13 protein-coding genes, 1 tRNA gene and 2 pseudogenes are annotated in these 20,576 nt (G+C 73.3%); 10 read left to right on the top strand and 6 right to left on the bottom strand.

The window, feature by feature from the left end; all coding sequences use genetic code 11:
* Window positions 1–13: 13 nt before the first annotated feature.
* Window positions 14–670, bottom strand: a complete 657-nt coding sequence (locus GXW83_RS06525) for a helix-turn-helix domain-containing protein (protein WP_182441930.1) — start codon at window positions 668–670, stop codon at window positions 14–16.
* Between the two features lie 97 nt (window positions 671–767).
* On the opposite strand from GXW83_RS06525, the gene GXW83_RS06520 reads away from it, so the two are divergent.
* Together GXW83_RS06520 and GXW83_RS06515 are read left to right on the top strand one after the other, a co-directional pair.
* Entirely contained in the window at window positions 768–2,057 is a 1,290-nt protein-coding gene (locus GXW83_RS06520) for an MFS transporter (RefSeq protein ID WP_182441929.1), read from the top strand.
* Between the two features lie 56 nt (window positions 2,058–2,113).
* Window positions 2,114–2,983, top strand: a complete 870-nt coding sequence (locus GXW83_RS06515; RefSeq protein WP_182441928.1) for a hypothetical protein — start codon at window positions 2,114–2,116, stop codon at window positions 2,981–2,983.
* A 102-nt stretch (window positions 2,984–3,085) separates the two neighbouring features.
* On the opposite strand, the gene GXW83_RS06510 is transcribed toward GXW83_RS06515, so the two are convergent.
* From GXW83_RS06510 to GXW83_RS06500, 3 genes are all read right to left on the bottom strand, one after another.
* A complete protein-coding gene (locus tag GXW83_RS06510; protein WP_182441927.1) occupies window positions 3,086–7,123 on the bottom strand; it encodes an ABC transporter ATP-binding protein in 4,038 nt (1,345 codons plus the stop codon).
* A gap of 110 nt (window positions 7,124–7,233) precedes the next feature.
* Entirely contained in the window at window positions 7,234–7,656 is a 423-nt protein-coding gene (locus GXW83_RS06505; protein ID WP_182441926.1) for a PPOX class F420-dependent oxidoreductase, read from the bottom strand.
* A gap of 202 nt (window positions 7,657–7,858) precedes the next feature.
* Window positions 7,859–8,458, bottom strand: a complete 600-nt coding sequence (locus GXW83_RS06500) for a TetR/AcrR family transcriptional regulator (RefSeq protein WP_182441925.1) — start codon at window positions 8,456–8,458, stop codon at window positions 7,859–7,861.
* Between the two features lie 115 nt (window positions 8,459–8,573).
* Here GXW83_RS06500 and GXW83_RS06495 point away from each other — a divergent pair, with 115 nt between their 5' ends.
* The 4 genes and pseudogenes from GXW83_RS06495 to GXW83_RS06480 all read left to right on the top strand — a co-directional run bounded on the left by GXW83_RS06495 (window position 8,574) and on the right by GXW83_RS06480 (window position 14,565).
* Window positions 8,574–10,202: a carboxyl transferase domain-containing protein gene (locus GXW83_RS06495; protein WP_370466865.1), complete on the top strand. Its 1,629-nt coding sequence runs from the start codon at window positions 8,574–8,576 to the stop codon at window positions 10,200–10,202.
* A gap of 16 nt (window positions 10,203–10,218) precedes the next feature.
* Window positions 10,219–12,305, top strand: a pseudogene (locus GXW83_RS06490) (biotin carboxylase N-terminal domain-containing protein).
* Window positions 12,305–13,291 carry a hydroxymethylglutaryl-CoA lyase gene (locus GXW83_RS06485; protein WP_182441923.1) on the top strand — a complete coding sequence of 329 codons (987 nt, stop codon included), beginning with the start codon at window positions 12,305–12,307 and terminating at the stop codon, window positions 13,289–13,291. Before GXW83_RS06490 ends, GXW83_RS06485 begins: the two are co-directional and overlap by 1 nt.
* Window positions 13,292–13,386: 95 nt before the next feature.
* Window positions 13,387–14,565, top strand: coding sequence for an acyl-CoA dehydrogenase family protein (locus GXW83_RS06480; protein ID WP_225447445.1), 1,179 nt, complete (start codon window positions 13,387–13,389; stop codon window positions 14,563–14,565).
* A gap of 27 nt (window positions 14,566–14,592) precedes the next feature.
* On the opposite strand, the gene GXW83_RS06475 is transcribed toward GXW83_RS06480, so the two are convergent.
* A complete protein-coding gene (locus GXW83_RS06475) occupies window positions 14,593–15,060 on the bottom strand; it encodes a universal stress protein (RefSeq protein ID WP_182441921.1) in 468 nt (155 codons plus the stop codon).
* Window positions 15,061–15,741: 681 nt separating this feature from the next.
* Between GXW83_RS06475 and GXW83_RS06470 the strand changes: the two genes are divergently transcribed.
* From GXW83_RS06470 to GXW83_RS06455, 4 genes and pseudogenes are all read left to right on the top strand, one after another.
* On the top strand, window positions 15,742–16,563 hold the full coding sequence (locus tag GXW83_RS06470) for an HAD family hydrolase (protein ID WP_225446802.1): 822 nt from the start codon (window positions 15,742–15,744) through the stop codon (window positions 16,561–16,563).
* 417 nt (window positions 16,564–16,980) lie between these two features.
* Window positions 16,981–18,219: pseudogene (locus GXW83_RS06465) on the top strand (GlxA family transcriptional regulator); the annotation flags it as partial.
* Window positions 18,220–18,640: 421 nt separating this feature from the next.
* Entirely contained in the window at window positions 18,641–19,243 is a 603-nt protein-coding gene (orn, locus tag GXW83_RS06460; RefSeq protein ID WP_182441920.1) for an oligoribonuclease, read from the top strand.
* Between the two features lie 113 nt (window positions 19,244–19,356).
* Window positions 19,357–19,432: transfer RNA gene (locus GXW83_RS06455), tRNA-His, on the top strand.
* A 113-nt stretch (window positions 19,433–19,545) separates the two neighbouring features.
* Here the strand turns inward: GXW83_RS06455 and GXW83_RS06450 are convergent.
* Complete coding sequence (locus GXW83_RS06450; protein ID WP_182447129.1) at window positions 19,546–20,556, bottom strand: slipin family protein; 1,011 nt, start codon at window positions 20,554–20,556, stop codon at window positions 19,546–19,548.
* Between the last annotated feature and the right edge of the window lie 20 nt (window positions 20,557–20,576).

Raw genomic sequence — 20,576 nt, 5'->3', positions numbered from 1 at the left:
GGAGGAGGACCGGTCACCCGGCGCCGTCGATCTCGGTGAAGCAGCCCAGCATGACGCTCAGTTCGACGCCGTCCGGCTCCTGGTACGACGGGATCCGGCCGTCGCTGCTGACGTACTCGTCCAGCAGCTCTGACAGCCGCCGGCGGAACTCGTCGGCGCGGGCGGGCGACAGCCGGACGTCGCCGAACATCAGCAGCGGCCTGCGGTAGGAGGCCCCCGGCTCGGGCTCGGCCTTGAGGTCGATCCGGCCGCCGTGCACGGCCGCGAGCAGGCCGCGCCGGTAGGTGTCGATCCCGGCGGCGAAGAGGTCCGCCGTCTCGTCGCGGGTGGTGGACTGCTCCAGGAAGTCGCGCTTGATCTCCATGCTGGTCTGCGCGGCGGCATACCGCTGCTCGACGATGCCGGAGACCAGCCTGGTCTCGACGACCCTGATCAGCCCGCACTCCTCCAACTGCTTGAGGTGGCGGTAGAGCTTGGTCTGCGGCTCGCCCAGCTCGGCGGCCAGCTCCTTGGCGGTCCAGGGCCGCATGTTCTCGCTGACGCCGGCGGCCATCATCCGCCGCAGCATGGCCAGCCGGAGCGGGTCGGCCATGGCCTTGAAGGTGGCGGCGTCATCCACCAGGCGGACGCCTGGCACGGCGTCTGCTGACCGGGTCCGTACATCGTCCATGGCGTCCATCTTGCCAGAGGCTCACCCATACGCAATCATTCACTCACTCGTGAATGCTTACTGATTGGTGAGCATTCGCACTCTGGGGAGGATTGTCGTGAACCAAACCGTTTCCGCCGCGCCCGCAGGCGCAGCCCCGGGGGCACCGATCCCTCCCGGCGTCACGCCGCTGCGCCACAACTGGCGGTTCCAGACCCTGTGGGCGGGCTCCACCACCGCCCTCACCGGGATGTCGGCGGCCGACGTGGCCTACCCCCTGGTGATCCTGGCGGTCACCGGCTCCCCCGCACTCGCCGGACTCTTCGGGTTCCTGCAGGCCAGCGCACTCGTGGTGTGCTCGCTGCCGGCCGGGCAGGTGGTCGACCGCTGCGACCGGCGGAGGGTGCTGATCGCCGCCGAGAGCGTCCGCACCGCCACCGCCGGTGGCGTCGCCCTGCTCTTCGCCGTGCACGCGCTCGCGCTCGCGCCACTGCTGGCCGCCGCGGTGCTGCTGGGCGCGGCCCAGCCGTTCGGCGGCTCGGCCCGGATGCTGATGGTGCGGTCGGTGGTCGCGCCCGAGCAGCTCACCGCCGCGCTCACCCAGGACGAGGTCCGCGGCGGCATCGCCGAACTGGCCGGACCGCCGCTCGGCGGCCTGCTCTACGGCCTCGCCCGGGCGCTGCCGTTCCTGTTCAGCGCGGCGTCCTTCGCCGTCTCCCTGGTGTGCGCGCTGGTGGTCCGCCCCGACCTGCCCCGGAGCGCCCCCGGGCCGGAACGGGCGCCCGGCGCGGCCGCCCTGGACGACGGCGGGATGTTCGCCGGGATCAGGGCCCTGTGGGCCGATCCGGCGCTGCGCGCCGCCGTCGTCCTGGTCTCCTTCCTCAACGCGGCCGGCGCGCCGCTCACCCTGGCCGCCATCTACCAGCTGCACCGCGATGCCGCCCCCTCCTGGAGCATCGGCCTGGCCCTGGGCGGGGCGGCGGTCGGCGGGCTCGCCGGAGCCGCCCTGGTCCGGCCGCTGCACCGGCGGTTCCGCCCCGGGTGGCTGCTGCTGGGCATCACCGCCACCGAGGTGCCGCTGAACATCGCCCTGGGCCTGGTCCACACCCCGTGGACGGTGGCGGTGATCCTCTTCGGCGGCACGCTGGGCGTGCCCACCCTGAGCGTGCTGCTGGACGTCCTGATCTTCCGCCAGGTCCCGGAGCACCAGCGCGGGCGGACCATCACCTCGGCGATGACCATCATCGGCCTGGGCATCCCCGTCGGCACCGGCGCGATCGGCCTGCTGCTGCAGTACCTGGGCGGCGCCGGGGCGATGTTCTGCCTGGCCGGGCTGCTGGCCTGCGGCGCGGTCTGGGCCGCCGCCCAGCCCCGGCTGCGGGCCGCGCGGTGGCCGGCGGCGGCGTAGCCGGGCCCGGTGCTGGGTAGGTCGCAGGGAACACCGGAGAGGTCGGGGGTGGCCCTGTGATCGGCGACATGTGGGTCCGGGTGACGCTGCTGGACAAGCCCGGCTACCTCAGCGCGGGCCGCAGCATCACCGTCGCCGAGCCGCAGCTGTACGCGCTGGCCGAGGAGGACGACTCCCCCGGCGGCGTGCGCATCCCGGTGGACCGCGCCGAGTGGGACGCCTGGCGGGCCGCCGCCGTCCGCTATCTGCTGGCGCTGGAGAGCGCCGCCGCCGACCTGCAGTCCGCCGAGCGGCGGGCCCGAAGGGCGGCCTCCCGCAGCCAGGCCGGGGCGCGGCGGCGGGCCATGGTGGCCGCCGAGGCCGCCTACGAGGAGGCCGCCGGACGCTACCCGGCGCTGGCCCGCGCCGCCTCGGACGCCTACTGGCCGATCCACTGCGAGATCCAGCGCCGGGTGGAGGCCCGGGCCGGGGCCGAGCGCTGGCTGCTGGTGCTGGAGCGCTTCGACGGCGCGGCCCAGGAGCAGCTGTGGGGGCTGGCCCTGGTCGAGCACGGCCACACCGCCTGCGAGGTGCACGTCTTCCGCTGGGACGTCCCCACCGAGCTGCCCGGCGACGCCGTCTGCTCGGAGCGGCAGCTGACCGCGATGGAGCTGGACCGGGCGCTGATGGGGCTGCGGGCCGAGTGGCGGGTGCGCCGGGTGCACTGGGCCGCCGAGGCCCGGGCCGCCGTGGAGCGGGAGACCGACGGCGTCCCCTTCGAACTGTGGTGGCGGGCGGCGACGGCCCGCACCGACGCCCAGGAGAAGGTGATCCCGCCGCGGTCGGCCGCACCCCGCCCGGGCGGTCCCCGTCGGCCGCCGAGATCCGGCCGCCGCCAGGAGATCCTGCAACTGCCCGAACCCGACGACGGCGAACCCCCGCTCTGACGGCAGGCTGCCGTCCGACGGCAGGCGCCGCTCCGGCGGCAGGCGGCCGGGCGCGGGGGCGGAGCCGGTGCCGGGCCGCTGGGGTGCGGCCCGGCGGTGGGGTCAGCGGGCTCCGGCCGCTTCCTCCTCGCCGACGAAGGCCCGCCAGAGCCGGGCGTAGGCGCCGTCCGCCTCCAGCAGGTCGGCGTGGGAGCCGTCCTCGACGATGCGGCCGTGGTCGAGGACGACCACCCGGTCGGCGCGGGCGGCGGTGCTCAGCCGGTGCGCGATGACCACGGTGGTGCGGCGGTTGCCGCCGCGCTGCGAGAGCCGGTCGGCGGCGCGGTTGACCGCCGCCTCGGTGGCCAGGTCCAGCGCGGCGGTGGCCTCGTCCAGCAGCAGGATGTCCGGGTCCACCAGCTCGGCCCGGGCCAGGGCGATCAGCTGCCGCTGCCCGGCCGACAGGTTCCGGCCGCGCTCGCTGACCTGGTGCAGGTAGCCGCCGACCAGCCCGGCGATCATCTCGTGCGCGCCGACCGCCCGGGCGGCCGCCTCGACCTCGGCGTCGGTGGCGTCCGCGCGGCCGTAGGCGATGGCGTCCCGGACCGTGCCCGCGAACAGGTACGCCTCCTGCGGCACCACGCCCAGGCGGTGCCGGTAGCCGGCCAGGTCCAGATCCCGGACGTCCATGCCGTCGACCCGGACCGCGCCGCCGGTGACGTCGTAGAACCGGGCCAGCAGCTTCACCAGCGTCGACTTGCCGGCCCCGGTCTCGCCCACCAGCGCCACGGTCTGACCGGCCGGGATGGTCAGGTTGACGCTGCTGATGACCTCGGGCTTGCGCCCGTTGTCAGTGGCGCCGGATAGCGTCGTCCCCGTGGTCCCCGACTGCTCACCGGCCTGCGGCGGCACGTTGTAGGCGAAGTGCACGTCCTCGAAGTCGATCTCGCCGCGCAGCCGTCCGACCGGCATCGGATCGGCTGCCTGCGGGGTCGAGGTGGGCGTGCGCAGCAGCTCCCGGATCCGGCTCAGCCCCACCACGGCCTGCTGGTAGCCGTCGAAGACCTGGGACAGCTGCTGCACGGGCGAGAAGAACAGGTCGATGTAGAGGAGGTAGGCGACCAGCGCGCCCGCCGTCAGGGTGCCCCCGACCACCCGGTGCGCCCCGACGATCAGCACCACCGCCGCGGCCACGCTGGACAGGAACTGCACGAACGGGAAGTAGAGCGATATGTACAGCTGCGCCCTGATCCGGGTGCGGCGGTAGTCGCTGCTGAGCGCCGAGAAGCGGGTGCGGTTGCGGTCCTCGCGCAGGAACGCCTGGACGACGCGCATCCCGGCGACGTTCTCCTGCAATGCGGCGTTGACGGTGCTGACCTTCTCCCGGGCCAGGGTGTAGCTGGCGGACGACTTCCGCCGGAACACCAGGGTGGCGATGACCAGCACCGGCAGCACCGCGAAGACGTACAGGGCGAGCTGGACGTCCAGCACCAGCAGCACCACGAAGATGCCGAAGAACGTCAGCAGGCTGACCACGGCGGTGACCACGCCGGTCTGCAGGAAGGAGCTCAGGGCGTCGACGTCGGTGGTCATCCGGGTCATGATCCGGCCGCCGAGTTCGCGCTCGTAGTAGTCCAGGCCGAGGCGCTGGAGGTGCGCGAAGATCTTGACCCGCAGCGAGTACAGCACGCGTTCGCCGGTGCGTCCGCTGATCTGCGTCTCGGACCACTCGACCAGCCAGTCGCCGAGGACGACGATCAGCGCGATCAGCGAGGCGGCCATGACGGCCGCCCCGGCCTTCTTGGTGACGCCGCTGTCGATGCCGTGGCGGACCAGGATCGGCAGCGCCAGCGAGGCCAGGGCGTCGACGGTGAGCAGCGCCAGGTCGATGCCCAGCGGTATCCGGAAGGGGGCGAGCATGCGGCGCAGGTTGAAGTGCGGGTCGGGGCGGCGGGCCTCGGCCAGGTCGATGTCGGGGGTGCCGTCGGCCGGGGGCAGGGCGGCGACCTTGGCCAGCAGCTCGGGGGTGGCGGGCATGGAGCCCATGGCGCCCATCACGCCCCCGGCGCCGCCGGATCCGCCGCGGCCCCCGCCGCCTCCGCCTCCGGCCCGGCCGCCGCGGGCGGCGCCCGCGGCCATACCGGCGGCAGCGCCCGCACCGGCGCCCGCGCCGGCTCCCGCTGCTGCGGGGGCGCGGCCCGCGCGCTGGAGCGCCTCGACGTCCAGGTCCGGGTCGGGGGTCGGGTAGCGCTCGCGGTCCCACAGGGCCGGGGTGATCCCCTGCCCGTCCACCTGGTCCGGGGCGTGCTCGGCCGCCTCGGCGAGCATCCGGCCGACCGGGTCGGCCTTGCGGGCCTCACCGGCCAGGGCGTCCGGGTCGGTCAGCAGCGAGCGGTAGAGCGCGCAGCGCTCCTCCAGCTCCTCGTGCGTGCCGGTGTCCACCAGTCGGCCGTGGTCCATGACCGCGATCCGGTCGGCGAGTTGGAGGGTGGAGCGGCGGTGCGCGATCAGCAGGGTGGTCCGCCCCTCCATCACGGTGCGCAGCGCCTCGTGGATCTCCGCCTCCACCCGGGCGTCCACGGCCGAGGTGGCGTCGTCCAGCAGCAGGATCCGCGGGTCGGTGAGGATGGCGCGGGCGAGGGCGACCCGCTGGCGCTGGCCGCCGGAGAGGGTCAGGCCCTGCTCGCCGACGACGGTGTCGTAGCCGTCGGGCAGTTCGCTGATGAACTCGTCGGCCTGGGCGGCCCGGGCGGCGGCCCGGATCTCGTCCGCGGTGGCGTCCGGGCGCCCGTAGCCGATGTTGGCGCGCACGGACTCGGAGAACAGGAAGCTGTCCTCGGGGACGATGCCGATGGCGGCGCGCAGCGAGCCGAGGGTCAGCTCGCGCACGTCGTGGCCGTGCACCCGGACGCTGCCGCCGGTGGTGTCGTAGAAGCGCGGGACGAGCATGCCCACGGTGGACTTGCCCGATCCGGAGGCGCCGACCAGGGCCACGGTCTCGCCGGGGGCCAGGGCCAGGCTGAACTGCCGGACGACCGGGTCGGCGTCGGAGGAGTAGGCGAAGTCGACGGCGTCGAAGGCGAGCGCGGGTATGCCGTCGGCCCGTTCGACCTCGGCGGCGTCCAGCACCACCGCGTCCGGCCGCTCGGTGACCTGCGGGCGCTCGTCGATCAGCTGGAACACCCGCTCCACGCTGGCCCGGGCCTGCTGGCCGACGGTCAGCAGCATGGTCAGCACCCGCACCGGCGCGGTCATCTGGGCGACGTAGGTGGAGAAGGCGACGAACGTGCCCAGGGTGACCTCGCCGCGCACGGCCAGGTAGCCGCCGAGCGCCAGCACCCCGACCTGTCCGAGCGAGGGGATGGCCTGCATGGCCGGGCCGTAGCGGGCGCTGAGCCGGACCCCGCGCAGCCGCTTGGCGAACAGCCTGCGGCTGGTCCGCTCCAGCCGGTCGAGTTCCTGCTCCTCCTGCCCGAAGCCCTTGACCACGCGGACGCCGGAGACCGCCCCGTCGACGACCCCGGCGACCGCTCCGGCCTCCTGCTGGGCGGCCCAGGTCGCCGGGAACAGCCGCTTCCGGCTGAGCTGGGCGAACCACCACAGGGCCGGGGCCATGGCGATGGCGATCAGGGTGAGCAGCGGGGAGAGGAACAGCATCACCACGATGGACAGGAAGAACAGCAGGAAGTTGCCGATCATCATCGGCAGCATCGACAGCAGCCCCTGGATCATCTGCAGGTCCGAGGTGGCGCGGCCGACGACCTGCCCGGTGTCCAGGGCGTCCTGGCGAGCGCCGTCCAGCCGGGTGAGCGAGTCGAAGAGGTCCTGGCGCAGGTCGTGCTGGACGTCCAGGGCGAGCTTGCCGCCCCAGTAGCGGCGGACCATGGTGGCCAGGAACACCACTGCGGCGGCGGCGACCAGGGCCACCGCCCAGGGGGTGAGGTGCCTGGTGTCGCCGGTGACGACGTCGTCGATGATCAGGCGGGGAATGAGCGGCACCAGGGCGCTGACGGCCATACCGAACAGCGAGGCCCCGACCGAGAGCAGGACATTGCGCCGGTAGCGCCAACAGTAGGAGTTGAGGCGCCGCAACCAGCCGGGGGCGGCGGCGGGTATGGCGTCAGCGTGGTGGTCCGCACGAGACCGGTGAGCCAAGAACATAATTAGCCATGCTAACTGTCTCGGGACTGGGGCGTCCACAGAGTTCCCGGGGCCGTACCCGGCGGTCGGCGTTTCAGCGGGCAGTCGACGGTTCAGCGGGCGGTCGGCGTTCAGTGGGCGGAGCCGTAGGTCCGCTCGACGGTGAGCCGGACGACCAGGCGCCGGTCGGCGACCATGGCGGCGCGGTACTCCTCCCAGTCCGGGTGCTCGCCGCCGATCAGCCGGTAGACCTCGACCAGCTCGTCCACCACCGCGTCGCGCGGATGGGCGGCGACCGGCGTGAGCTCCACGGTGCCCTCGGCGACGGCGTAGCTCCACTGGTCCGGCGAGGTGACGTAGTAGCTGGCCCGGGGGTCGCGGCGGAGGTTGGCCACCTTGGCGCGGTCGGCGGTGGTGGAGATCCGCAGCAGCCGGGTGGCCGGGTCGAAGACGTGGCTGACGTTGGAGAGCTGCGGCCGTCCGTCGCGCTTGAGCGTCACCAGGGCGCCCCCGCGCGCGCCGGCGATGAGCTGTTCCAGGTCCTCGGCTGCCATGGGGTCGCCCTCCGGTCGTGTGCCGCCGATCCTTCGGCGTCGATGCTGACAGCGTCCATGCTGCCCCCTCCTGTTCCCCGGCGCACCGGACCGCAGCCCGATCCGGCCACGACCGCAGGCGCGCGGCCGGCGACCTAGGACCGGCGGCGGAGGGGCGGCCCGGCGCGGGTCGTCGGGTGGTCGGAGGGCGGTCGGCGGGCGGTCAGCGGACGGTGGCCGCCGCCGAGGCCAGGGCGCCCAGGGCCAGCCGGTGCAGCAGCGCGGCCATGGCGGCGCGGTCGTCGTCCCGGCCGGCGGCGGCGCTGTGCGGGGTGGAGTTCAGCAGGCCGAAGACGGCGTGCACGGCGGCCCGGGCCTCGTCGCCGAGGCCGGGGAACGCCTCCCGGGCGACCGTCACCCACAGCTCCACGTACTGCCGCTGCAGGCTGCGGACCCGGTGCCGCTCCTCGTCCGGCAGGTGCAGCAGCTCGCGGTCGTGCAGGGTGATCAGCGCGCTCTCGTCCAGGGCGAAGTCGATGTGGCCCTGAAGCAGGGCATCCAGCGCGGCGCGGGCGTCCGGGGCGGCCTCGACACGCCGACGGCCCTCGGTGAGCAGCCGCTGGCTGATGCCGACCAGCAGGTCGGCGAGCATGGCGTCCTTGCCCGCGAAGTGCCGGTAGAGGCCGGGGCCGGAGATCCCCACGGCCTTGCCGATCTCGTCCACGCCCACCCCGAGGAAGCCCCGGGCGGCGAACAGCCGGGCCGCCTCGCGGCGGATCTGCGCCCGGCGGGGGCTCTCGACAGGGCTCGGCTGGCTCGGCATCCCACCATCCTAGACATCAGGGTTATTGAGCGTTAACCTGCCGGAGGAAGTTAACGCTGATTAACGTAAACGGTGATCAACCTATGGCGGGCTCACGAAGGAGCGCACGGCCATGATGCTCGCTCAGACCTCCGCGCCCCGGCTGGAAACGGCCGTCGACCCCGGCTCCGAGGCGTTCCGCAGCAACGACAGCGCCCAGCGGGCCCTCGTCGAGGAACTGCGGACCAAGCTGGCCGCCGCGGCCCAGGGCGGCGGGGAACGCGCCCGGCAGCGGCACACCTCCCGCGGCAAACTGCTGCCGCGCGACCGGGTCGACACCCTGCTCGACCCCGGCTCGCCCTTCCTGGAACTCTCGCCGCTGGCGGCGGACGGCCTGTACGGCGGGGACGCCCCCGCCGCCGGTGTGATCACCGGTATCGGCCGGGTCGCCGGGCGCGAGGTGGTGGTGGTCGCCAATGACGCCACGGTCAAAGGCGGCACCTACTACCCGATGACGGTCAAGAAGCACCTGCGCGCGCAGGAGATCGCCCAGGAGAACCGGCTCCCCTGCCTCTACCTGGTGGACTCCGGCGGCGCCTTCCTGCCGATGCAGGACGAGGTCTTCCCCGACCGGGACCACTTCGGACGGATCTTCTTCAACCAGGCCCGGCTGTCGGCCGCGGGCATCCCGCAGCTCGCCGCCGTCCTCGGCTCCTGCACCGCCGGCGGGGCGTACGTCCCGGCCATGAGCGACCAGGCGGTGATCGTCCGCAACCAGGGCACCATCTTCCTCGGCGGCCCACCGCTGGTGAAGGCCGCCACCGGCGAGGTGGTCACCGCCGAGGAGCTGGGCGGCGGCGAGCTGCACTCGCGCACCTCCGGCGTGACCGACCAGCTCGCCGAGAACGACGCGCACGCGCTGGCGCTGCTGCGCACCGCCGTCGCCGGCCTCGGCCCGCGCACCCCGCGCCCCTGGCCGGTGCGGCCCTCCGAGCCGCCGGCGGTCGACCCGGACACCCTGTACGGGGCCGTGCCCGCCGACCCGCGCACCCCCTACGACGTGCGCGAGGTGATCGCCCGGATCACCGACGGCAGCCGCTTCGCCGAGTTCAAGGCCGAGTACGGGCCGACCCTGGTCACCGGCTTCGCCCAGGTGCACGGCCACCCGGTCGGGATCGTCGCCAACAACGGCATCCTCTTCGCCGAGTCCGCGCTCAAGGGCGCGCACTTCATCGAGCTGTGCGACCAGCGCGGCATCCCGCTGCTGTTCCTGCAGAACATCTCCGGATTCATGGTCGGGCGCCAGTACGAGGCCGGGGGCATCGCCAAGCACGGGGCCAAGATGGTCACCGCCGTCGCCGGGACCAGGGTGCCCAAGCTGACGGTGGTCGTCGGCGGCTCCTACGGCGCGGGCAACTACTCGATGTGCGGCCGGGCCTACTCGCCCCGCTTCCTGTGGATGTGGCCGGGAGCCAAGATCTCGGTCATGGGCGGCGAGCAGGCCGCCTCGGTGCTGGCGACCGTCCGCCGCGACCAGTACGACCTGCGCGGCGAGAGCTGGTCGGCCGAGGACGAGGAGGAGTTCCGCCGTCCCGTGCGCGAGCAGTACGAGCGCCAGGGCAACGCCTACTACGCCACCGCCCGGCTCTGGGACGACGGGGTCATCGACCCGGCCGACACCCGCACCGTGCTCGGCCTCGCGCTCAGCGCCTGCGCCAACGCCCCCCTCCCCGACCCTCGCCCGTACGGCGTCTTCCGAATGTGACGGAGGCTCACCCCCAATGTTCGACAGCGTCCTGGTCGCCAACCGCGGCGAGATCGCGGTCCGCGTCACGCGCACCCTGCGACGGCTGGGCGTGCGCTCCGTCGCCGTGCACAGCGGAGTGGACGCCGACGCACCGCATGTGCGCGCCGCCGACACCGCCGTGCTGCTCGGGCCGGCCGACGGCGAGTCCGCCGCCGACAGCTACCTGCACATCGAACGCATCCTGGAGGCAGCCGCCCGGACCGGGGCGCAGGCGGTCCACCCCGGCTACGGCTTCCTCGCCGAGAACGCCGCCTTCGCCCGCGCCTGCGCGGACGCCGGACTGGTCTTCATCGGCCCACCCCCTCCAGCATCGAACTCATGGGCGACAAGATCCACGCCAAGGCGGCCGTCCAGGCCGCGGGCGTGCCGGTCGTCCCCGGCAGCGAGGGCGACGCGCTGACCGACGAGCAACTGCTCGCGGCGGCGCGGGAGATCGGCCTGCCCGTGCTGCTGAAGCCGTCCGCCGGCGGCGGCGGCAAGGGCATGCGGCTGGTCCGCGACGCGGCCCTGCTGCGGGACGAGATCGCCGCCGCCCGCCGGGAGGCCCGCGCCTCCTTCGGCGACGACACCCTGCTGCTGGAGCGGTGGGTCGACCGCCCGCGCCACATCGAGATCCAGCTCCTGGCCGACACCCACGGCACCGTCGTCCACCTCGGCGAGCGCGAGTGCAGCCTGCAGCGGCGGCACCAGAAGCTCATCGAGGAGGCCCCCTCCCCGCTGCTCACCCCGGAGATCCGGGCGGCCATGGGCCAGGCCGCGGTGCGCGCCGCGGAGTCCTGCGGCTACACCGGTGCGGGCACCGTCGAATTCATCGTCCCCGGCGACAACCCCTCCTCCTACTTCTTCATGGAGATGAACACCCGGCTCCAGGTGGAGCACCCCGTCACCGAGCTGACCGCCACCGTCCGCGGCGAGCGGCTGGACCTGGTGGAGCAGCAGCTGCGGATCGCCGCGGGCGAGCCCCTCGGCTTCCGGCAGCCGGACATCGGCAGCACCGGCCACGCCGTCGAGGCCCGGATCTGCGCCGAGGACCCGGGGCGCGGCTTCCTGCCGACCGGCGGCCGGGTGCTGCTGCTGGCCGAGCCCTCCGGCGAGGGCGTCCGGGTCGACTCCGGGCTCGCGCCCGGCGTCGCCGTCGGCAGCAGCTACGACCCCATGCTGTCCAAGGTCATCGCGTACGGCCACGACCGCGCCACGGCCCTGCGAAAGCTGCGCACCGCCCTCGCCGGGACCTGCTCGCTCGGGGTCACCACCAACGCCGGATACCTGCGCCGACTGATCAGCCACCAGGACGTGGTCGCCGGCCGCCTCGACACCGGCCTGGTCGAGCGCCACCCGGAACTCACCGCCACCGAGGACCCGACGCTCGCGTTCACCGCCGCCGCACTGGCCCGGCAGCTGGCCCTCGCCCCCGCACCCGCGCCGGGAGACGACGGCTGGATCGATCCCTTCGCCCTCCCTTCCGCCTGGCGGACCGGCGGGGAGCCCGCCTGGACCCTGCACCGGCTGCGCCTCCCCGGCGGCGAACCGGTCGAGGTCAGGACCCGCCCCGCCTCTCCTCGGACCGTACTCGACCCCACGGACAGCCCCGCCGCCGACGGCGCCCGGTTCGAGGCCGCCGTGGGCGCCGGCGCACCCTTCGCCGTCCGCGTCACGGCGGGCGCGGACCGGATCGCCGTCACCCGCGACGGCGTCACCCGTACCTTCTCGCACGCCACTGACAACGCCTCCGACGGCGTCGTGCACTGGCTCGGGCTGGACGGCGACAGCTGGGCCGTCCACCCCTACGACCCGGTCGACGACCTGGCCCACGGCCCCGCCGGGGCCCGGGGCGCGACCCTGAACGCGCCCATGCCGGGCACGGTCACCGTGGTCAAGGCCGCCGTAGGCGAGCGGGTGGCCAAGGGCCAGCCGCTGCTGATCCTGGAGGCGATGAAGATGGAGCACGTCATCACCGCGCCGCACGACGGCGTCGTGGAGCAGTTGCGCGCGGTCGCCGGAGCCACCGTCGCCATGGACGACGTGCTCGCCGTGGTCACCGCCGACGAGGAGGTCAGCTGATGTCCGCGAGTGAACCCACCGTCCTGGAGCTGGGGCTTCCGGTGCGGGCTCCGCTGGACGGGCTGCCCGCCGCGGTGCGCATCCACGAGGTCGGCCCGCGCGACGGCCTGCAGAACGAGCCCACCGCGCTGCCGGTCGAGGTGAAGGCCGAGTTCATCGCCCGGCTGGCCGCCGCCGGCCTGCGCACGGTCGAGGCCACCAGCTTCGTCCACCCCAAGTGGGTGCCCCAACTCGCCGACGCAGAGCAGCTGTTCCCGCTGGTGGCGGGGCTGCCCGAGGAGTACCCGGGGCTGCGGCTGCCGGTCCTGGTGCCGAACGAGCGCGGGCTGGAGCGGGCGCTGGCGCACGGGGTCGCCGACATCGCGGTGTTCGCCAGCGCCACCGAGAGCTTCGCCGTCAAGAACCTCGGCCGGGGCGTGGAGGCGTCGCTGGAGATGTTCGCGCCGGTCGTGCAGCGCGCGCGGGCGGCCGGGATCCGGGTCCGGGGCTACCTGTCGATGTGCTTCGGCGACCCCTGGGAAGGGCCGGTCCCGGCCGCCCAGGTGGTCGAGGTCGGCCGCCGGCTGCTGGACCTCGGCTGCGACCAGCTCAGCCTCGGCGACACCATCGGCACCGGCACACCGGGGCAGGTCACCGCGCTGCTCGGGGAGTTCGCCGACCGCGGCGTCGGCCCCGGGCAGCTGGCGGTGCACTTCCACGACACCTACGGGCAGGCGCTGGTCAACACTCTGGCGGCGCTGCGCTGCGGCGTCGCCACCGTGGACTCCTCGGCGGGCGGCCTCGGCGGCTGCCCCTACGCCAAGAGCGCCACCGGCAACCTGGCCACCGAGGACCTGGTCTGGATGCTGCACGGCCTCGGCATCGAGACCGGCGTCGACCTGCCCGCGCTGGCCGCCACCAGCCGGTGGCTGGCCGACCGGCTCGGCCGCCCCAGCCCCTCCCGCGCCGTCCGGGCCCTGACCGGCGACGGCGCGCCCCACCAGTAGGCGGCACCGGCGCCACCCGCGTCGGCACCGCCGCACCGGCAGCAGCAGCGGACACCCCCCGCACGCGCCCCTCCCTACCCTCAGGAGACACCATGCTGGACCATCGGCTCGACTCCGAGTACGAACAACTGCGACGTACCGTGGCCGAGTTCGCCCACGACGTGATCGCCCCCAAAATCGGCGAGTACTACGAGCACGACGAGTTCCCGTACGAGATCATCAGCGAGATGGGGCGGATGGGGCTGTTCGGCCTGCCCTTCCCGGAGGAGTACGGCGGCATGGGCGGCGACTATCTCGCGCTCTGCCTGGTCCTGGAGGAGCTGGCCCGGGTGGACTCCTCGGTGGCGATCACCCTGGAGGCCGCCGTCTCCCTGGGCGCGATGCCGATCCACCGCTTCGGCACCGAGGAGCAGAAGCGCACCTGGCTGCCCAAGCTGTGCTCCGGCGAGATGCTGGGGGCGTTCGGCCTGACCGAGCCCGAGGGCGGCTCGGACGCCGGGGCGACCAGGACCACCGCGCGCTACGACCAGGCCACCGACGAGTGGGTCATCAACGGCTCGAAGTGCTTCATCACCAACGCCGGGACGGAGATCACCGGGCTGGTCACGGTCGCCGCGCTCACTCTTTCGGGGGAAGAAGCGGGCCAGGCCTCGCCAACGCGCTCGATCTCCACCATCATCGTGCCCACCGGAACCCCCGGGTTCACGGCTTCGAAGAAGTACTCCAAGGTCGGCTGGAACGCCTCGGACACCCGGGAGCTCTCCTTCACCGACTGCCGCGTCCCGGCCGCCAACCTCCTCGGCGAGGAAGGCCGCGGCTACGCCCAGTTCCTCCGGATCCTCGACGAGGGCCGTATCGCCATCGCCGCCCTGGCCACCGGCCTGGCCCAGGGGTGCGTGGACGAGTCGTTGACCTATGCCGCGCAGCGGAGGGCCTTCGGCAGGCACATCGGCGCCAACCAAGCCATCCAGTTCAAGATCGCCGACATGGAGATGCGCGCACACACCTCCCGGTTGGCCTGGTACCACGCCGCCTCCCGGCTGCTGTCGGGCGAGCGGTTCAAGAAGGAGGCGGCCATCGCCAAGCTCCACTCCTCCGAAGCGGCCGTGACCAATGCCCGCGAGGCCACCCAGATCCACGGCGGCTACGGGTTCATGAACGAGTACCCGGTGGCCCGCTTCTGGCGGGACAGCAAGATCCTGGAGATCGGCGAGGGGACCTCGGAGGTCCAGCGGATGCTGATCGCCCGCGAGCTGGGCATGACCTCCGACTGAACCGGGTCCGCAGCCCGGCCCCTGGGCTCAGGGGATCACCACGACCGGCCGGTTGGCACGACGCGCCAGCCGGCCGGCCACCGAGCCGAAGATGCGGCCGAGGACGCCGTGCGTGCCGCCGACGACGATGGCGTCGGCCGCGTACTCACGGGCGACCTCCTCCAGCTCGTGGCAGATGTCGCCGCCCCGCTCCACCAGCACCCAGGGGACGTCGCACAGGTACTCGGCGCAGGCCAGTTCCAGACCGAGCACCTCGGTGCGGTGGTCCGGGACGTCCACGAAGACAGGGGGTTCGCACCCGGCCCAGACCGTGGCCGGGAGCCTGTTGGCCACATGGACGATCACCAGCCCGGCGCGGGACCGGCGGGCCATGCCCACGGCGTACGCCAGCGCCCGCTCACTGGAGACCGATCCGTCGAAGCCGACGACGACACCGTGGAGGAACGCCGGGTCGCAGGGCCGTACGCCCTGCGACTGAAGTTCAAAACCGGCCATAGGAGGAGGGGTTCCCGTCGGGAGCTCGGGCGGGGACGTGTGCGGTGTCTGCGGCGGGACCTCCCCGCCCCGGCCCGGCCGCCCGCTGAGCTGCGGCTTCCACAGCTTTGATCGGGGCCTGGGCGGGCGCGGCTTCGGCTGCTCCGTGGGATGAGCCGCGGATCTGCCGTCGCTCGGCTCAGGAAGCTCGTAACCGGCCATGGTCATGGGAGTTTCGGCGAGGTGGGATGGGGACTGATATGCATGGTCACGACCCGGAACCGTGCGAACCGGCGGCAGCTGTCCGACGCCCCGTTCCGGCAACGAAACGGACCGAGTGATGGCTTGCGCGACCTCTTCCCTCCAGGGTACGGCGACAATCTGTTCTCGCCCAGACGCAGAGCGCTAGGAGGACACGGTTACCACGAATGGCGGTCGCGTACGCCGGGGCGCGCTGGGCGTGCATGGAGCATGCCGCAGCGGACGCGCATGCGCAACGGTGCCCGGGGGCCCCGTTTCACCGGCTTGCGGCGGCCCGGCCCGGCGCTGATCGCCACAGCCGCGGCGGCGCCCCGCGGCGGCTTGCGCGCCGGGCGGCGACCCCCTGCTCAGACCGGCCGCCCGCTACCGGATCGCACCCTTTTCGGTCAGTTTTGTCGCCATGCCTCGTGCATATGCCAACGGACTGAAACGATGCGCTGCATGCCACCCCTCATGCTGTTCGACCTCGACAACACCCTGGTGGACCGAAACCGCGCGTTCCGCTCATGGGCCCTGGCATTCCTCAGCCAGCGCTCCCTCCCCCCGGCCGACCTCGACTGGCTGGTCACCCTCGACTGCGGCGGCTACCTCGACCGGCAGATCCTGATGCACGCGGCCTGCGAGCGCTACGGCCTCGGCGACTGCGTCGAGGTGCTGCTGAAGGAGTACCGGCAGACCCTCACCGGGCTGATCGAGCTCCCGGCCTCGCACCGGGCGGCCCTGGCCGACGCGCGGGCGGCGGGGTGGACCATCGGCATCGTCAGCAACGGCGCGACCGCGCACCAGCTCGCCAAGATCGAACGCACCGGCCTGGCCGACCTGGTGGACGGCTGGGTCATCTCCGAGGAGGCCGGCTACGCCAAACCCGACCCCCGCATCTTCCGGCTCGCCGCCCGGCGCTGCGGCGCGGCCGGGACGCCCGACTGGAGCGCCGACGCCTGGATGGTGGGCGACCACGCCCCCGCCGACATCGTCGGCGCCCGGGTCTGCGGGCTGCGCAGCGTATGGCTCGACCACGGGCGCCCCTGGCCCGAAACCGACTACTACCCCACCCTGACCGCCGGAACACTTCCGGACGCCGTCCGGCTGATACTCGCCGCAACCGGAGCGCTCGTACCGCCCAGAACACCGGGAACCGGACAGCACCCTGCGCCCCCTTATGCGCCCCTACGCGCCCCCAATGCCTCCGAACACTGCTTTTCGGTCAACTTCGCAGGCGTCCAACGAGGTTGTACGAATGCCACTTCCGGACACAGGCACTGACCAGCGCGTTCTCACGAACCGGCCATCGGGCCCTGCGACAACTGGCCAGCGCCGGACACGCCCCCTTCCCCGACGGCCCGTCGGGTGCGACCCTCGGTGATCGAATGCTTCACGCCAAATTGCCATGTCGACATAGCGTTAGATGGTGAACTTGTCGCACCAGCAACCCTGGACGCAGTAGATTCGATCTTGGCGAGGGCGGGGGCCGCGAAGTGCAGCACTGGACCGTACAACCATGACGCCTCAGGCGTGGGCCGCGCGCTCGGCAGTCCCGGAATTCCGTCCGGGGGCCCCGACCGTCGCACCACCTGCGTCGGCGGACGACACGACCGAGGGGGCCGGAGCGCCTTGAGCAGGGTGAGCAGGAGCGCCGCAACGACGGACGGCGCGATGTCCCCGCACAGCCGACATGGAGCGATCCCTGCCCCCGGCCCCGGTGAACGCGGCGCCGGCACCCCGCCCCCGCCCTGCGACGAAGCCGCCGCGACCGGCGCGGCGGCCCGGAAGCTCTCCGGGCGCCGCCGCCCCGAGGTGGTGGCCGTGCTGCTGTTCAGCGGCGCGCCGATCTTCGAGAGCTCCATCCCGCTGTCCGTCTTCGGCGTCGACCGGCAGGACGCCGGCGTCCCCCGCTACCGGCTGCTGGTCTGCGCCGGCGAGGAGGGCCCGCTGGCCACCACCGGCGGCCTGACCATGACCGCGCCGTACGGGCTGGAGTCCATCGGCCGGGCCGGGACGGTCGTCGTCCCCGCCTGGCGCTCGGCCGCCCAGCTCCCGCCGCCGGAGGCGCTGGAGGCGCTGCGCAAGGCCCACCGCGAGGGGGCCAGGATCATCGGCCTGTGCACCGGCGCCTTCGTGCTGGCCGCGGCCGGGCTGCTGGACGGCCGCGCGGCGACCACCCACTGGATGTACGCGCCGACCCTGGCCAAGCGCTACCCGCAGATCCAGGTCGATCCGCGGGAGCTGTTCATCGACGACGGCGACGTCCTCACCAGCGCCGGCACCGCCGCCGGGATCGACCTCTGTCTGCACGTGGTGCGCAGCGACCACGGCTCCGAGGCCGCCGCGGCGCTGGCCCGCCGCCTGGTCGTCCCCGCGCGCCGCAGCGGCGGCCAGGCCCAGTACATCGACCGGTCTTTACCGGAGGAAATCGGCAACGATCCACTCGCCGAGGTCGTGACCTGGGCCCTGGACAACCTCTCCAAGCAGTTCGACGTCGAGACCCTGGCCGCCCGTGCCTACATGAGCCGCCGGACCTTCGACCGGCGCTTCCGCTCGCTCACCGGCAGCGCCCCGCTGCAGTGGCTCATCTCGCAGCGGGTGCTGCAGGCCCAGCGGCTGCTGGAGAGCACCGACGTCTCCGTGGACGAGGTCGCCCGCAGGTGCGGCTTCCGCTCCCCGGTGGCGCTGCGCGGCCACTTCCGGCGCCAGCTCGGGGTCTCCCCCGCCGTCTACCGGACGTCCTTCCGCTCGCGGCAGTCGATCGGCGCCCCGCTGGAGCCGCTGTCGGCGTCCACGGCGGGCGGCGCGGCGGGCCCGGGGGCCGGGCAGGGCACCGGGTCGGCGGGCGGCGGCACGCTCGCGGCCGTGCCCGCGGTCAGCATCCCGGTGCAGGGGCATTCGGTGACCGGCGTCCCGGCCCAGGGCGGGCCCGCACTGGGCAGTCCGGAGCAGACCCGGATCCCCCGGCCGAACGTACGCACGCGGCGCGGCGGCCACCCGGTCCCCGGTGACCAGGGAGGCGCCGACCACGCGGCGGCCGAGGACGGCCGAGGCGAGCGCGCCTTCACCGACCCCGGGCCGGGTACGGCCCGGGCGCACCCGGACGGCGCCGCCGTCGTCTTCCAGCGCGGCGCCCAGAACTGACCTGCGGCGGCACGGTCGGTCGAGCCCTCCGGGCGCGGCCGACCGGCGCCGGGCACCCGGGCAGCGGCCTGTTCCGTGCCCGGTTTGACTTGTGCGCCGGACGGCAGATGATCGACTATGCGGGAGCGGTCGTGCGCCACGGCGTCGTCCGGCCCGGGCACAGCCAGGTACCGGCGGAAACGTTCCGGTAGAACCCTTCAGGACGGTGAAGCGCGTGAACGATCGCATGGTCTGGATCGACTGCGAGATGACAGGTCTCGACCTCGGGCAGGACGCGCTGGTGGAGGTCGCCGCGCTGGTCACCGACTCCGAGCTGAACATCCTGGGCGAGGGCGTGGACGTCGTGGTGCGCCCGCCCGCCTCGTCGCTCGAGACGATGCCGGAGGTGGTCCGCGAGATGCACACCGCCTCGGGGCTGCTGGAGGAGCTGGAGCAGGGGGTCACCCTGGCCGAGGCCGAGGCGCAGGTGCTGGCGTACATCCGCGAGCACATCCCGGAGGCCGGGAAGGCCCCCCTGTGCGGCAACTCGGTCGGCACCGACCGGGGCTTCCTGGCCCGTGACATGCCCGCGCTGGACGCACACCTGCACTACCGGATCGTCGACGTCTCCTCCGTCAAGGAGCTGGCCCGCCGCTGGTACCCGCGCGCCTACTACAACAGCCCCAAGAAGCAGGGGAACCACCGGGCCCTCGCGGACATCCGGGAGAGCATCGCGGAACTGGCCTTCTACCGGGAGGCCGTGTTCGTGCCGCAGCCCGGCCCGGACACCGACACCGCCCGCGACATCGCCGCACGCCATCAGCTGCCCGGGGCCTGACCTGCCGGTACGCGAGCCGGCGACGCGGGCGGCCGGCTGGAAAAGCCGGTCGTGAGCACAGGTCGGGATCCTGTAGAGTTATCCCCGTCAGCGCGACAGAGCGTCGACAGATGGTGGGTGTAGCTCAGCTGGCAGAGCACTGGGTTGTGATCCCAGGTGTCGCGGGTTCGAGCCCCGTCACTCACCCCATCGGACAAGGGCCGGTTCTCCTCGGAGAGTCGGCCCTTGGCTGTTTTCCGCGCGCCCTCCGCCCGTTTCCCGGCCGACGCAGGGTCAGCTGCGGTGGGGCGCGCGGCTGTTGGTCACTCGGCGGCCCGGCGCCGCTGCCCGGTCTCGTCGGCGTCCGTGTCGGCGTAGGCGTCGGTGTCTGCCGCCGGGCCGGTCGCGGTGCTGTCGGACGGCCGGTCCAGACCCTCGATCTGCGGGACGCCGTCGACCTTCGGGAGCTCCTCCGGCTCGGGCACCGGCGCGATGTCGGGCAGGGCCGCCAGGGCGTCGTCCAGCGAGACCGGCTCGGGCATCGGCCTGCGCGGCACCGAGGTGGGCGACTTGGACTTCTCCGGGGTGGCGCCGTCGAGGAAGCGCAGCAGCTCCACCGGGAACGGCAGGACCAGCGTGGAGTTCTTCTCGGCGGCGACCTCGACCACGGTCTGCAGCAGTCGCAGCTGGAGCGCGGCCGGGGTCTCGCTCATGATCATGGCTGCCTCGGACAGCTTCTGGGACGCCTGGAACTCGCCGTCGGCGGTGATGATGCGGGCGCGCCGCTCCCGCTCGGCCTCGGCCTGGCGGGACATCGACCGCTTCATCGACTCCGGCAGGGCGACGTCCTTGATCTCCACCCGGTCGATCATGACGCCCCACCCGGTGGAGGGGCTCTCCAGCATCAGTTCCAGGCCCTGGTTCAGCGGCTCCCGGTTGGTGAGCAGGTCGTCCAGTTCACTCTTGCCGATGATGGAGCGCAGCGAGGTCTGGGCGACCTGGGACATGGCGAAGGTGTAGTTCTGCACGTTCACCGAGGCCAGGACCGGATCGTGGACCCGGAAGTACACCACCGCGTCGACCCGCACCGTGACGTTGTCGCGGGTGATGCCCTCCTGGGCGGGCACCGGCATGGTGATGATCTGGACGTTGACCTTGCGCAGCCGGTCCGCGATCGGGATCAGCAGGGTGAGGCCGGGCTGTCTGATCGTCTTGTGCACCCGGCCGAAGCGGAACACCACCCCGCGTTCGAACTGCTGGACGACGCGAACGCCGGTCGCCAGCCACAACGCACCCGCCCCCAGTACCCCGAGCACTACATCGACCACGAGCATGTCAGGCACCCCGACTCTTG

It is taken from the genome of Streptacidiphilus sp. PB12-B1b (genome assembly GCF_014084125.1).
Lineage (GTDB): Bacteria > Actinomycetota > Actinomycetes > Streptomycetales > Streptomycetaceae > Streptacidiphilus.
The sequence above is the reverse complement of the archived record's forward strand: the minus strand, read 5'-3'. Positions and strand labels throughout refer to the sequence as shown.

Bases quoted from the DNA above. Each gene is read 5' to 3' on its own strand.
- GXW83_RS06510 (WP_182441927.1), bottom strand. From the start codon at position 7,123: ATGTTCTTGGCTCACCGGTCTCGTGCGGACCACCACGCTGACGCCATA.
- GXW83_RS06470 (WP_225446802.1), top strand. From the start codon at position 15,742: ATGCCACCCCTCATGCTGTTCGACCTCGACAACACCCTGGTGGACCGA.
- GXW83_RS06505 (WP_182441926.1), bottom strand. From the start codon at position 7,656: ATGGCAGCCGAGGACCTGGAACAGCTCATCGCCGGCGCGCGCGGGGGC.
- GXW83_RS06450 (WP_182447129.1), bottom strand. From the start codon at position 20,556: ATGCTCGTGGTCGATGTAGTGCTCGGGGTACTGGGGGCGGGTGCGTTG.
- GXW83_RS06475 (WP_182441921.1), bottom strand. From the start codon at position 15,060: ATGGCCGGTTTTGAACTTCAGTCGCAGGGCGTACGGCCCTGCGACCCG.
- GXW83_RS06485 (WP_182441923.1), top strand. From the start codon at position 12,305: ATGTCCGCGAGTGAACCCACCGTCCTGGAGCTGGGGCTTCCGGTGCGG.
- GXW83_RS06500 (WP_182441925.1), bottom strand. From the start codon at position 8,458: ATGCCGAGCCAGCCGAGCCCTGTCGAGAGCCCCCGCCGGGCGCAGATC.
- GXW83_RS06495 (WP_370466865.1), top strand. From the start codon at position 8,574: ATGCTCGCTCAGACCTCCGCGCCCCGGCTGGAAACGGCCGTCGACCCC.
- GXW83_RS06525 (WP_182441930.1), bottom strand. From the start codon at position 670: ATGGACGATGTACGGACCCGGTCAGCAGACGCCGTGCCAGGCGTCCGC.